This is a genomic window from Bifidobacterium cebidarum, from assembly GCF_009193305.1.
Taxonomy (GTDB): Bacteria; Actinomycetota; Actinomycetes; order Actinomycetales; family Bifidobacteriaceae; genus Bifidobacterium; species Bifidobacterium cebidarum.
Map to the genome: position 1 here is coordinate 29,042 of NZ_WBVS01000012.1, position 13,188 is coordinate 42,229.

At 58.1% G+C, this 13,188-nt stretch carries 10 protein-coding genes; 4 read left to right on the top strand and 6 right to left on the bottom strand.

The annotated features are described in order from the left end of the window. Positions 1 to 30: 30 nt before the first annotated feature. The 4 genes from F7D08_RS09135 to F7D08_RS09150 form a co-directional block, all read right to left on the bottom strand. Positions 31 to 1,080: a LacI family DNA-binding transcriptional regulator gene (locus F7D08_RS09135; RefSeq protein WP_226803466.1), complete on the bottom strand. Its 1,050-nt coding sequence runs from the start codon at positions 1,078 to 1,080 to the stop codon at positions 31 to 33. 98 nt (positions 1,081 to 1,178) lie between these two features. Further along, complete coding sequence (locus F7D08_RS09140; RefSeq protein WP_152210324.1) at positions 1,179 to 2,060, bottom strand: carbohydrate ABC transporter permease; 882 nt, start codon at positions 2,058 to 2,060, stop codon at positions 1,179 to 1,181. Next, on the bottom strand, positions 2,060 to 2,926 hold the full coding sequence (locus F7D08_RS09145; protein WP_226803467.1) for a carbohydrate ABC transporter permease: 867 nt from the start codon (positions 2,924 to 2,926) through the stop codon (positions 2,060 to 2,062). Before F7D08_RS09145 ends, F7D08_RS09140 begins: the two co-directional genes overlap by 1 nt. A 187-nt stretch (positions 2,927 to 3,113) precedes the next feature. Continuing rightward, positions 3,114 to 4,460, bottom strand: coding sequence for an ABC transporter substrate-binding protein (locus F7D08_RS09150; protein ID WP_226803468.1), 1,347 nt, complete (start codon positions 4,458 to 4,460; stop codon positions 3,114 to 3,116). 464 nt (positions 4,461 to 4,924) lie between these two features. Between F7D08_RS09150 and F7D08_RS09155 the strand changes: the two genes are divergently transcribed. Next, entirely contained in the window at positions 4,925 to 7,912 is a 2,988-nt protein-coding gene (locus F7D08_RS09155; protein WP_152210326.1) for a cation-translocating P-type ATPase, read from the top strand. Between the two features lie 112 nt (positions 7,913 to 8,024). Here F7D08_RS09155 and F7D08_RS09160 read toward each other — a convergent pair whose 3' ends face one another. Continuing rightward, complete coding sequence (locus F7D08_RS09160; RefSeq protein WP_152210327.1) at positions 8,025 to 9,569, bottom strand: FIVAR domain-containing protein; 1,545 nt, start codon at positions 9,567 to 9,569, stop codon at positions 8,025 to 8,027. 105 nt (positions 9,570 to 9,674) lie between these two features. Further along, a complete protein-coding gene (gene dcd / locus F7D08_RS09165) occupies positions 9,675 to 10,256 on the bottom strand; it encodes a dCTP deaminase (RefSeq protein ID WP_152210328.1) in 582 nt (193 codons plus the stop codon). 365 nt (positions 10,257 to 10,621) lie between these two features. On the opposite strand from dcd, the gene F7D08_RS09170 reads away from it, so the two are divergent. The 3 genes from F7D08_RS09170 (at position 10,622) to F7D08_RS09180 (ending at position 13,185) form a co-directional block, all read left to right on the top strand. Beyond that, complete coding sequence (locus F7D08_RS09170; RefSeq protein ID WP_152210329.1) at positions 10,622 to 11,491, top strand: hypothetical protein; 870 nt, start codon at positions 10,622 to 10,624, stop codon at positions 11,489 to 11,491. An 82-nt stretch (positions 11,492 to 11,573) separates the two neighbouring features. Beyond that, positions 11,574 to 12,353 carry an alpha/beta hydrolase gene (locus tag F7D08_RS09175; RefSeq protein WP_152210330.1) on the top strand — a complete coding sequence of 260 codons (780 nt, stop codon included), beginning with the start codon at positions 11,574 to 11,576 and terminating at the stop codon, positions 12,351 to 12,353. Positions 12,354 to 12,369: 16 nt separating this feature from the next. Next, positions 12,370 to 13,185, top strand: coding sequence for a sulfite exporter TauE/SafE family protein (locus F7D08_RS09180; RefSeq protein ID WP_226803469.1), 816 nt, complete (start codon positions 12,370 to 12,372; stop codon positions 13,183 to 13,185). Positions 13,186 to 13,188 lie beyond the last annotated feature (3 nt).

The following is a 13,188-nucleotide window of genomic DNA, read 5'->3' on the forward strand; positions in this document are numbered from 1 at the left end:
ACTCGGGCAAACCGAGCGGGGCTAGATGAACTAGCTGCGCGGTGCTGCAGTGGATTCTCGCACGATGAGTTGATCGGCGTCGTCGCCGATGTAATACGGGATTTCGGATTCGAGTGGAGTGCCTTGGCGAATTCGATTCAGGATGAGATTCGTGGCGAAAGCTCCAATGCGTTCGAAATCTTGTCTCCAAGTGGTGAGGGATGGAATCGAGAGGCTTGCGATGGGATTGTCGTCGAATCCGGCGACGCTGACATCGTCCGGTACGCGCTTGCCAACCGCATGCAGGCCGCGGATGATGCCCAATGCGATCTCGTCGTTGCCGGCGAAAATCGCGGTCACTTCATCATCCTGGCCCAGTTTGCGGCCGATGGCTTCGGCGTCTTTCGGATCCCAACTGGTGCGGTACAAAGCGGGAATGCGTGCTCCTGCATCTTCCAAAGCTTTACGCCAGCCGGATTGCCGTGTCTGGGTTTCGTCTTCCTCGGGAACCGCCACATGGAACACGGTTTTGTGCCCCAGCCGCAGCAGATGTTGGGTGACGGCGTATCCGCCACGGTCATCGTATGTGAACAGCTGGCATTGCCCTTGGCGACGATTGCCGCCAATCAGCACAACGGGCACATCCTTATTGACTGATCGTAGAATCTCATCGCAGCCGGTGCCGTAGCGAGGCTGATCGATGATGACTCCCAGTGGGTTGGCGCTGAGTGTGGATTTGATGGTCTGTCGAAGCTGATCCGGCGATTGCCGTTCGTCCAGCAGTACGACGTTTACCACGATCCCCGCGGCGGACGCAGCGGCTTCCACACCTTGGATGCAGCCGGTGACACCATACAGCAGGCGTTGGCCGGAGAACAAGGAGATGGTGTTCGAGCGGCTCGCAGCCAATCCACGTGCCAACAGTGAGGGGTGATAGTCCAGCATTGCGATGGCCTGGGCTATGCGCTCTTTCTTGTCGGCCCGTAAGTGGGCACCGTTGTTCAGATATCTGGAGACGGAGGAGACGGACACCCCGGCCAATTGAGCAACGTCGTTGATCGACGGCGATTTCTTGGCTGTTGGCCTCGTGCTCTCGTTCACGATCTCCTCCTAGGTCGGTTTGGCTGGCACACCATAGTGCTTCAACGCGTGAATACTACACTTATTATGGCCGGTATTGACCTTCTTCGCACATGTGGTCATTTCACGGCGCCTCCTGTGATGCCGCTGATGATTTTACGTTGTGCCGCCGCGAAGATAATGAGCAGCGGAAGGCTCATCAAAATGATGTAGGCGAAGATTAGATGCCAGTTATTGAGGTACAGGCCGGCGCTTGCCACATTGTAGAGGTTAAGCGGCAACGTGCTCATCTTGCCGGAGAGAATGAACAATGCGTAGAACACGTCATTCCAGATGTAAAGAATGAGCAGGATTGTTGCGGTGGCGATGGTCGGACTGAGCAGAGGCAGAATCAAGGTGAAGAATATTCGTGCTGGTTTTGCGCCATCAACTCGCATGGATTCCTCCAAGGATGGTGGAATGGTGCGGATGAAGCCAGTCACGAAGAAAATCACGGTTGACAGATAAATGCCCACATACACGCAAATCATGCCAAGTGCAGTGCCGGAAAGCCCGATCATTTTCAGTAGCATCATTACGGTGACCACTGCTGGCGGAAGAATCAATCCGGAGATACCGAGTGCATACAGGAAAGCCATTGGCTTGGTGGTCCGTCGGGCCAGAATCCAGGAGGCCATGGAACCGAAAAGAATGGCGATGAGCACTGCTGGCACAGTGACTGCGATGGAGCCGAATAGTGCAGCCACCATTTTGCCGTCTTTGATGACAGTGGCGAAGTTCTCCAACAGCATCCATTTGCGTGGCAGGGACATGTCCAGTTTCAGGGCTTCGGCTTGAGTTTTTCCGGCGGTGACGATGAGCAGCCAGAAGGGGACTGCGAGCAGGGCCAGCATCGCGATGATGACAATGGCATTATGAAGGATACGCCGCCAACGAGGAGCATTGGATTTGAACGCTTGCTGCTCTTTATGGCCGTTGTATTGTGCGGTAACGCTACTCATCAGAAGATGTTCCTTTCCCTGCGGCGCAGGAAGTAGATGACCGGCAAAGCGATGATGGCGACGAGGATGAACAGAATCATGCTCATTGTGGTGGATTGCGAATAGAGGCCTTGGCCGAAAGTGCGCCACACGAAGATGTTGAGGATTTCGGTGGAGCCACCCGGTCCGCCTTTGGTCATGGCCTGCACCATGTCGAATCCGTTCAGTGATCCGAGCAGCGAGGTGGCCACGTTAAACGTGAAGGCGGGTGCCAGCAGGGGGAATTTAATGGTCCAGAACAGCTGGTGGCCGTTGGCGCCATCGATGCGGGCGGCTTCTATAACATCTGCGTCGATGGTTTTGAGGCCTGCCAGGAAAATCAGCATGGCCAGACCCATCCACTTCCAGCCTTGGATGGCGGAGATGACGACAATGGCCCAAGTGGTGTTTCCAAGCAGCCCGGTGGTGACGTGATGCCCGATAAGCGCACTGAGCATCTGGTCCAGGGCTCCGTCGGTTTTCAGCACGGCTTGCCAAATGTAGCCTACGGCTAGGGCGGACATGATGACCGGGATGAAGAACATCACGCGGGCAAAGCGATTGAGCCGGGTGTCTTCTTCGAGCAGTACGGCGAGGAGCAGGCCGAATGTGTTCTGGAAGACGGCGATGCATACGGCGTAAATCAGTGTGGTGCGGATATCTCGCAGCAGGGTGCCGTCTTGGAATAGGGTAACAAAGTTGTCTATTCCGTTGAAATCAATGGTGGTTTTGAATGCCGACCAATCGGTGAAGGCGAATACGAAGTTCATCACCGTTGGCACGATGAAGAACACTACGAGCATCGCCCCTGCTGGGATAAGGAATCTCAGCGGATAGTTTTGTTTCATCAAAGCTTTATGAGGATTCATAGTTATTTCCCTTGAAGCGCGATATTGCCGTTGTGCTGTGTGGGTGCAGAAGTTTGCGCGGAAAGTGTTTGAGGGCTCGTGGCCGGAGCGAAGCATGGAAGATGTTTCGGGGGTGAGGATTCCCCCGAAACATCTTGATGGAGGAGTAGGAGGAGGAGAAGTTTGGTTAGAAGCCTTTGGCGCCTTGTGCCTTGGCGATCTGTGCGAACTGGTTTTGAGTCGTTTCCGCCACCTGTTCCGGGGTCGCGGTGCCATTGATCATATTGGCCAGGTTGATGTACAGATCAGGATTGGCGATTGCTGCGGACTGCATGGAAGGTGCCGAGTTCGCGATGGAGGATGCGGCATCGAGCAAGGCCTGTGGCACGCTTGCCGGGGAGTCGACGGTCTTCAGCGCTGAGACCAAGGCGCGGTCATTCACGAAGTTCTCGTAGCCGTCGGACATCCAGAAGCTGAGGAACTGGCGTGCTGCGGCTTCGCGGGTGGAATCACCGGTCTTGAAGGCCACCACTGCACTTGAGGCGCCAGGGGAGAGGGAAGAGATGTTGCCCTTGCTGGAGATGGGGAAGAATCCGAGGTTCTCATCGATGGCGGTCTTGTCGTTGTCCGCGAGGGCTGCGGCCACATTGAATTGCGCATTATTTCCAATCACCATGCCGGTTTTGCCTTCCCAGAGGGCTGCTGCTTGATCGTCCAGTGTGGCTGAACCTGCATCGGAGTTGTAGTAACCGTCGTCGATAAGCTTCTTGTAATTCTCGATGGCGGTCATGATGGTGGAGTCGGTGAACTTCTCTTTGCCTGAATTGACGCGATCCCACAGGCCATCATTGGCGGCCTCGGCCAGTTGCACCTGAACGGCCCACTGTGTGCCCCACTGGGAGCCGCCCATTTCAAAGAATGCGGAGTCGGCGGCGTTGGAATCCTTGATTTTCTTCGCTGCGGCAACCAGTTCATCCCAGCCCTTAGGGGTTTCGGTGATGCCGGCTTTCTCGAAGACCTTCTTGTTGTACCAGACTCCCATCACGTTGACCGGAGAAATCAGTGCTGCATAGCGATGGCCCTTGGTTTGGCCGAGATCGGCGACGCCGTCAATGTAGTTGTCAACCCAAGGTGCGTTGTCGAGCTGCTGCAGTTTGCCTGTGGAGACAAAACCGGCGAGCATGGAGTTGGTGGGTTCCCACGTGGCCAGATCAGGCATGTCCCCTGTGGTGATCTTGGTCTGAACGTTGTTCTCGTAGCTGTCCGGAATGATTTGCAGATCGACCTTGGCGCCGGTGGCCTTCTCGAAATCGGAGATGACCTTAACCGGGACCTTGCTGTCGGATTGGCCTACCCAGAAGGTCAGGTTCACGCCGTCAAGGTTCTTGGTGGCGTCCGGCCAGTAATCCGCCGCTGTCGTGTCCACATTATCGGCGGTGCCGCCGGCGGTCGGGTTGCCGCAGCCGGCAAGAGATAGACCGGCAACCAAGGTCATTGCTACCGCTGCTCGTATGGCCGAAGTTCGTTTCATCATGATCTCCTTTGGTCTTTCTTCTAAAGCCGGACGCTACGAGTCTCTGCCTTGAGCCTTCCGCGTCAGGTGATTGCATAATAACACAAAATTGAAAGCGCTACCAAAAATAGTTTCAGGTGAGAGTGTTTGTTGAAATTACAATGTTTTGGGGGATATATTTTGGTTTTGAACATTATTACTGGTAGCGCTACCAAAAATAATGCAGTTCGCTTTTCGGATTGTGCCGCTGGCATAGACAAGTGCATGGAGCGGTTGCGATTTATTGGCTGCGCAGCGAACGCCACTAGGCAAAACGCCATTACGCTGTGCGACGAGCAATCTACCGCGCTATGCAATAATGGCAAGGTATGCATCGGCAGCAGTTGCGTCGGTGCCCACAACCGCGCAGTTCTGTCGCCGGGAGGGAGAGATAACCCGAACGCCACCGGAACTGACTACTCCGCGGCAATACCAAGGAGAACACCATGGTTGATCGCCAGAATGATCAATCCGCATCCGCGACCGCAACGAATGAGATCGTGGAATCAGAAGAAGTCCGCGCCCAAGAGGCATTACTTGGGGATGTCGATCCCAGCCTGACGAGCGCTGAGGATGTAGCCAAAGCCCTGAATGTCGATCCGAGCCAGGGCCTGAGTGATGAGGAAGCCAAGCGCCGACTGGCCAAATTCGGGCCGAACGAACTCGCCGGCGCACCGCCCGTGCCGAAGTGGAAGAAATTCCTGACCCAGTTCCAGGATCCGCTAGTCTACCTGCTGCTTGCGGCAACTGTGATCTCAGTAATCGCATGGTTCATTGAGAAAGTCAATGCCGTGCCCGGTGCCGAAGGCGGAGAAGCGCTTCCGTTCGATGCGCTGGTCATCGTATTGATTTTGATTGTCAATGCTGTGCTCGGCTATATGCAGGAAGCCAAAGCTGAGGCGGCAGTCGAGGCGCTCGCCCAAATGACTGCTCCGCAGACCTCGGTGTTGCGCGGCGGCAAAGTGCAGCGCATCAACACCGCCGACGTGGTTCCCGGCGACATTATCGTGCTCGCCGAAGGCGATTCGGTGTCCGCCGATGGTCGTTTGGTGAACGCGGCCAGCCTGCGCATCGCAGAAGCGTCGCTGACCGGCGAATCGGTGCCGGTGGGCAAGAAGCCCGATACCTTGGCTGCGGCCAAGGCGCTCGGCGACCGCGCCAACATGATTTTCAACGGTACTTCCGTGACCCAGGGCACCGGCCGCGCCATCGTGACCGGCACCGGTATGAACACGCAGGTCGGCAAGATCGCGGACATGCTTTCCGCCACCGAAGATGAGAAGACTCCGTTGCAGAAGGAAATGGATTACGTCTCCAAGATTCTCGGCATTGCGGTGTGCATTATCGCCGTCGTGGTGCTGGTGGCGCTCGCCGTGCTTGAAGGCTTCAATGACATTCATGATGTGATTGATTCCCTGCTGCTTGCTGTTTCGTTGGCCGTGGCCGCCGTGCCGGAAGGCTTGGCCGCGATCCTCACGGTGGTACTGGCGCTCGGCGTGCAGCGCATGGCCGCCCACAACGCCATCGTCAAGAAACTGCACTCGGTGGAAACGCTGGGCTCCGCATCCGTGATCTGCTCGGATAAGACCGGCACCCTAACCCGCAACGAAATGACCGTGGAGCGCGTCGTGACGCCGAGCGGTGAAGTGCAGATCACCGGCACCGGTTACGCGCCCGAAGGACGCATGGTAATGACCGGCGGTGTGAGCCCTGACTCCGAACAGGCCAAGACCGCGGCCGATGAGGTTGTGGCCACACTACTTGCCGGCACGTTGGCCAACGATGGTGAACTGCGCCAAGACGCCAACGGTCGCTGGGAGACCGTGGGCGACCCCACCGAAGTCTCGCTGATCGTGGCGGCCCGCAAGGTCAAGGCCGATCACAAGGCGCAGCGTTACACCCGCGTGGGTGAGATTCCGTTCACTTCCGAGCGTAAGCGCATGTCCATCATCGCCAAGGATGACACCGACTCCGGGAAACTCACGGTATTCGCCAAGGGAGCTCCGGATGTGCTGCTGAGCTACTGCACCCGCATTCGCGTGGGTGGCCAGGTCAGGAAGCTCACCGAAGGCGACCGCCAAACCATCCTCGCCACCGTGGAACGCCTTTCCTCCGAGGCCTACCGCACACTCGGTCAGGCGGCCCGCCCGCTCGAAACCAGCTCGCTTGCCGATGTGCCCGGCGTTACCGTGAACGCAGCCGGTCAGGTGGCGGATATCGCCGACCAGGCCGAGGCCATCGAAACCGATCTCATCTGGAACGGCATGGTCGGCATCATCGACCCGCCACGCACCGAGGTGCGCGACTCCGTGGCCGAAGCGCATCGTGCCGGCATCCGTACGGTGATGATCACCGGCGACCATCCGCTCACCGCCGCCCGCATCGCCTCCGACCTCGGCATCATCGCCAAGGATGGCAAGGCTCTGACCGGCGACCAGCTCGACCAGCTGGGCAGCGAAGCCGAACTCGACAAGGCCACCGCCGAAGTCTCCGTCTACGCGCGTGTGGCCCCCGAGCACAAGCTCAAGATCGTCGAATCCCTGCAGCGCCAGGGCAACATCGTGGCTATGACCGGCGACGGCGTGAACGATGCCCCGGCCGTCAAGTCCGCGGACATCGGCGTGGCCATGGGCATCACCGGCACCGAAGTGACCAAGCAGAGCGCCAAGATGATTCTGGCAGACGACAACTTCTCCACCATCGTGGCCGCTGTGCGTGAAGGCCGTGTGATCTTCGACAACATCCGCAAGTTCCTGCGTTACCTGCTGAGCTCCAATGTGGGCGAAGTGTTCACCGTGTTCCTCGGTGTGGTGCTGGCCGGATTCCTCGGCATCCGCCAGCCGGAAACCGTGGGCGTCACCGTGCCGCTGCTCGCCACGCAGCTGCTGTGGATCAACCTCCTGACCGACGCCGCGCCGGCGCTCGCCATGGGCGTCGATCCGCAAACCGAGGACGTGATGGGTCGCAAGCCCCGCAAGGTGACCGATCGCGTGATTGACGCCTCCATGTGGGGCGACATCATCTACATCGGCATCATCATGGCGATTGTCACGCTTATCGGCATGGATATGCACCTGGCCGGCGGTCTGTTCACCGACCGCTCGGTGGAGGCGATCGGCCACGATGCGCAGATGACCGAAGCCCGCACCATGGGCTTCACGATTCTGGTGTTCGCGCAGCTCTTCAATGCGCTGGCCTCCCGCTCCCACCTGCAGTCCGCGTTCGTGGGCCTGTTCTCGAACAAGTGGCTGTGGGGCGCCATCGGCCTGTCCGTGGCGCTGCAGCTCGTGGTGATTTACGTGCCGTTCCTGAACTCCGCGTTCGGCACCACACCGCTTGGCCCCTTGGCATGGGTGGAGTGCATCGGCCTGGCGGCGATTGTGCTGATTGCCTCCGAGCTGCGCAAGGTTGTGCTTCGCGCCATGGCCAAGTAGTCAATAAAGCGAAGCGTACGGTAACGCAGTAAGTAGTAAAGCCAGCACATAAGAAGGGGCGGATGGGGATAATCCCCATCCGCCCCTTCTGCTATATGGCGCGAACAATCACTCAGTTAGCTGGACCAGCACCGCCATTGTCGGCGTCACTACCATTGTTATTATTGCTCTGCTGTTGCTTCTGCTGCTCTTCCAACTGCTTCTGAGCTTCCTCCTGTGCCTTCTTTTCAGCCTCTTGCTGAGCCTGCTTATCGGCATCGGCCTTCTGCTTGGCCTGCATGGATGCGTTTACATCCGACTCGGCCTTCTGCAGTGCGGAAATCGCGTTGTCCACATCCGTATCAGACGGATTGGAGCTGTTCGCGATGGTGTTGGCGTCGGTAATAGCGGTTTGCAGCGCGGTTCGAGTGTTCTCATCCGCAACGTTACCGGCGGAATTATTCAACGTGCTTTGCGCCTGAGCCACTGCCGAGCTGAGCTTGGACTTCTTCGCATCGGTATCAGCGGTTTGTTCCGAGGCGTTCACCGCCTTGATGCCACTGTTGATGGCGTCGGTCTGGTCAGTCACCGTGCTGATTTGACTCTGCATGTCCTTGGCTTGCTGCTTAAGCGCATCAGCGGAAAGTGTGGCGTCGCAGCTTGCGGTATCTGCAGGATTCTGTCCCTTTTCCACCGCGGAATTCAAAGAATCGATGGTGGTGCTGTCGGCGACCTTACCCTTGGAAACCTGGATAGCGGTCTGACCCTTAGTCACTGCAGCTGCGAGCTTCTTTTTGGCGGCGTCGTATTGCTTGGCCGCGGCCTTGCACTCCACCAATGCGGCGGCCTGGTTCACCTTGCTGCTGTTGGAATGCCACCAGAACAGTCCGCCGCCAATCAGAGCAATGACCACTACGACCACAGCTGCGATGATCGCAATCTTGCGGGTGTCTTTCTTGTTCTCGCCGCCGTTGTGACGCCCGGGTTTGTCCCCGTCGCCGGACTCATCGTCGTCGGCGAATTCCTCTAACGGGGAGATGGCCGACGGTAGTGGCTGTGCCGGCTCCTCCTCAAGTCCTGCAAGCTTCACCGGAGCGTTGGCGATCGGCTGGAATACCTGCGTGGCCTCTTCATCGGATGGAGTCCCACCGGCAGGAACTTCTGCGGAAATCGGTACTGCGGGGGGCTGATTCAGTGCGGTGTATGCCTGCGTGGGAGCCACGAATGGCGAAGTTGCCGCAGCGGTCTGCGCGGGCTGGAATACCTGCGTAGCGCCCTCAGATGCCGCCGGATTAGCCGGCTGGGGCTGCACAGGCTGCGTATAAGGCATCGCCTGAGTCGGTGCGGCTGGAACCACGGGAGCGGTGGAAGCCGGTGCGGCAGGGGCAACCGGATGGAAGCTCTGCGTGGCCTGATCCCATACGTACTGCTGCTGGCCGGGGGCGGCGGCCATTGGCTGGGCCGCCGCAGGTGCAGGCTGCGTTTGCGGGAACGGATTGAACGCCTGCGTCTCTTGACCCGCTGCAGTTGAGGCAGAGGATTGTGCCGGGCGAGTAGGCGCAGCTGCCGGTGCTGGCGCCGGCGGCTCTGTTGGTGTTTGCAGCGGCGGCACTACCGGCCGAATAGGCTCGCTGTTGTTTTGAAAATCAAATTGAAAACCACCATCGCTGTTGGTCATTGCATCTCCTTGACGTATGAACAAAGCACCGGCATGCGGTCCGGCGAATAATCATCAGATGGATCGCATCCGATCTGACTGGGATGAACAAGTGAGTGATGTATATCAGTCGTCGATATGAGCTCGATAGAAGTTCTCGTAAGAACGGCTCGGGGTCGGGCCACGCTGACCCTGATAATGCGAACCGGTACCTGCGGATCCATACGGATGCTCGGCGGGGGAGCTTAGTTGGAAGAAGCACATCTGGCCAATTTTCATGCCTGGCCACAGCTTGACCGGCAGCGTAGAAACGTTGGAAAGCTCCAGCGTGATATGCCCTTCGAAGCCAGGGTCGATAAAGCCTGCGGTGGAGTGGGTCAGAATGCCCAAACGCCCCAGCGAGCTTTTGCCCTCGAGTCGGGCGGCGATAGTCGGGTCCAGCTTCACATACTCCCAGGTGGAGCCCAGTGCGAATTCACCGGGGTGCAGAATCCATGGCTCATCAGGGCCCACTTCGAATTGCTCGGTCAGCGCACCTTGGTTTTCAGCCGGATCCACGTAGGTATAGGCGTGATTATTGAACAAGCGGAAATAACGATCCAGCCTCACGTCGATGGAAGCGGGCTGTACCATTTCAGGGGTCCACGGATCGAGTGCAATATGGCCGGCGGACTGTGCGGCGATGATATCGCGGTCGGACAGCAGCATAGAAACTCCTTGAAATACAGTATTGGCACCAAGTCTAGCGCCCAGTGCGGAAACAGCTCGATTGGCTGGGAGACCGGCTCGAAACAGAACTCTCAGGTTATTCTCAGAAAACACCAGAGTTAGACACAGAAACAGGTGATTATATAAATCATGTCAGCAAAAAGCTGAACAGGAACAGCAGCAGTTCCCGATAATTGAACCCCTTTCTTCTTCTCTCTCTCCTTTCTCTCCCCGGCGGCCCGCACCGCCGGGGTTCTTTTTTGCGCCAAACCCGCTGTCGCCTCGCAGGCTCATCCTCCGGAATGACGGCTGCGCCAGTTCCTCGGCGGTATACTGGCAGACAAGTCGGCAGAGAGGGCGTTCTTATGGGGAAGAGTAGCGAGGAATACGACTTCTTTGAGGGAGCTGAATATGAAGACGCCCCTCAATCCCAGCGCAGTCGACGGCATAGCGGCCCGCACAGTTCCGGTCGTCGTGCCGCCAAAATCAAACTTGATAGTCCAACATCAAAAATATTGAGGCGACTGGCGTTGGTCACCGGTTTGTGCGCCGTGGCTTCTTCGGCGGCCTCTGCCATACACGAAATCGCGCCATACGCCATCTCGTTCCTCGTGGAGGTGCCGGGGCGCTATATCGCCCTCACCGCAGCGGTGTGCATTGGCCTGACCCTGATGTTCGTTATTGGGGCGCGTGCCACTATGCCGCGCAATTCCACGCATGGAGGTGTGGGCGGCGGCGGCATTGTGACCATTGTGCTGGCCGGTGCGTTTCTGGTGGTCGGCGTGGCCGTAGGCGTACTGTTCCCGCAAGGCCTGATTTTGCCGGATAACGACAAGGCGCCAGTGGAAAGCGCTGCGCAAATGGAGCAGGGCATTGAGCAGGCGGCCGGGCAATGCGCGGCAGGCTGGCAGGGCTTGGATACAGGCGGCATCCCCGGTGTGAGCACTGTGCAAATGTGCGCGGAGCCTCGCGTGGCCTTTGTCTCGTTTGAATCCGAATCCATGGCGGCCGTGGGCAAGGCGCCGATCAAAGTAAAAATTGCCGAACTACTGAACCAATACTCCGACAATGAAAATGCGCAGGGCGATTGGCGGCTGCTCACCGGCAAACGTTGGATGGTGTTTGGTGAGGCCGACAAGATGACTGCCTTGCAGCAGCAGTGGGGCGGCGATATCGAGAACATCGCCGCGCCCGATGATGCCGCCGGCGCGACGAGCTCCGACTCCGGGCAGTGATTGCAGCCCCGGCTGCTGATGTGAGCGAAATCATGGGACTATTGGCATGGTCTTGCGACGTCGGCATTTATATTGGATTGGTATGAGCAACGAAGCGAATACAAACGGATTGGCGCAATCCGCATACGAGCCGTTGATTGGCCGTGAATCCAGCGAAGTGCCGGGCCATTTCGGTGATCCGTTGACGGTGGAACGTAGTGTGACCTCGCGCGGCGGCATTGATCAGCACCCCACGCATCCGTTGTTCCTCTGCCTGCATGGATGGGGCTCCAACGAAGCGGAGATGGCCGATATCATGCGCCTGATCGCTCCATATAACGATTTTGCGGCGTTGCGTGGCCCGCTTACCCTGGCTGAAGCGCCTGAAGGCTCCCGGGAACCCGGCAACTACGCATGGCTGCACGGTTCAATGCCCGTGGGCGAGGATCTTGACTATGACGCCTACGCCGCCGCACGAGCTGTGGATGCATGGGTGACGGCGAATATTCCTGCTGATCGTGCCATTGTGCCGCTTGGATTCTCCCAAGGCGGATTGGTCGCCATACATCTGCTACGCATCAATCCCGAGCGATACCGTGCGGTGATCAGCCTGTCCGGTTTCCATGCACCCGGTCAGGTGCCCGATACTGCGCCCGCCGACGATCGACTTGCCGAATTGGATATTCCGGTGTTCTATACCTATGGCAAAAACGACGGCGTCGTGCCCAAATATGAGTTGTTCGCCACCTCCGCGTGGCTCGAGGAGCATACCTGGCTCAAAACCAAGAGCTATCACGGGCTTGACCATAACGTGAGCCTTGAGGAATTCGCTGATTTGCGCCAGTGGTTGCTGGACAACGACATCACCTCCGGTGTGCTCTAGTCATAGACTGGTGGCCGTGGATACAGGGGATGCAGCTCAGAATCTTGATCAGAACCATCTGGACGAATCGCCGCGCGGTCTCATCATCATGGCCGTGGTCGGCGTTGCTGTTGGCGTGCTTTCCGGCATGTTCGGCATCGGCGGGGGCACGGTGATCGTACCGGCTCTCGTCTGGCTCGGATTGACGCAACGGCATGCGGCCGCAACATCGATGATGGCCATTGTGCCCACTGCGGTTTCCGGCGTGATTTCCTATGCTGTGGAAGGCGATGTGGATTGGATTGTGGCCGCTATCGTATTCGCCGGCATGCTGGTGGGCGGACAGATCGGCTCATGGTTGCTGTCCAAACTGCCTGAAGTGGTGCTGCGCTGGGCCTTTGTGCTGTTTCTTTTGTTTGTGATTGTGAATCAGGCGATGTCGAATCCCTCGCGTGATTCGCATATCATGCTTTCACCCGGTGTGATTGTTGGGCTGATTGCATTCGGTGTGATTGCTGGCATTCTGGCTGGTCTGCTCGGTATTGGCGGCGGCGCGATTTGCGTGCCGGCGCTGTCGATTCTGTTCGGCGCCAGTGATTTGATCGCGCGCGGCACGTCGCTGCTGGCCATGTTTCCGAACGCGATTACCACATCGGTGGCCAATGCGCGCAGGCACATGGTGCATGTGAAGGCCGCGTTGATTATCGGTATTGTGGCCGCCCTGACCGCGCCTTTGGGCACCTGGATTGCTGCCGCCGTGACGCCGCGTACCGGAGCGATTCTGTTCACCGCATATCTATGTGTGCTGCTGGGGCGTTCCTTCTGGGTGGCGCTTAAGGCTACGCGACGGTGATGT

Coding starts and splice junctions, on each gene's coding strand:
- F7D08_RS09140 (WP_152210324.1), bottom strand. CDS start 2,060: ATGAGTAGCGTTACCGCACAATACAACGGCCATAAAGAGCAGCAAGCG.
- F7D08_RS09145 (WP_226803467.1), bottom strand. CDS start 2,926: ATGAAACAAAACTATCCGCTGAGATTCCTTATCCCAGCAGGGGCGATG.
- F7D08_RS09150 (WP_226803468.1), bottom strand. CDS start 4,460: ATGATGAAACGAACTTCGGCCATACGAGCAGCGGTAGCAATGACCTTG.
- F7D08_RS09155 (WP_152210326.1), top strand. CDS start 4,925: ATGGTTGATCGCCAGAATGATCAATCCGCATCCGCGACCGCAACGAAT.
- F7D08_RS09160 (WP_152210327.1), bottom strand. CDS start 9,569: ATGACCAACAGCGATGGTGGTTTTCAATTTGATTTTCAAAACAACAGC.
- dcd (WP_152210328.1), bottom strand. CDS start 10,256: ATGCTGCTGTCCGACCGCGATATCATCGCCGCACAGTCCGCCGGCCAT.
- F7D08_RS09170 (WP_152210329.1), top strand. CDS start 10,622: ATGGGGAAGAGTAGCGAGGAATACGACTTCTTTGAGGGAGCTGAATAT.
- F7D08_RS09175 (WP_152210330.1), top strand. CDS start 11,574: ATGAGCAACGAAGCGAATACAAACGGATTGGCGCAATCCGCATACGAG.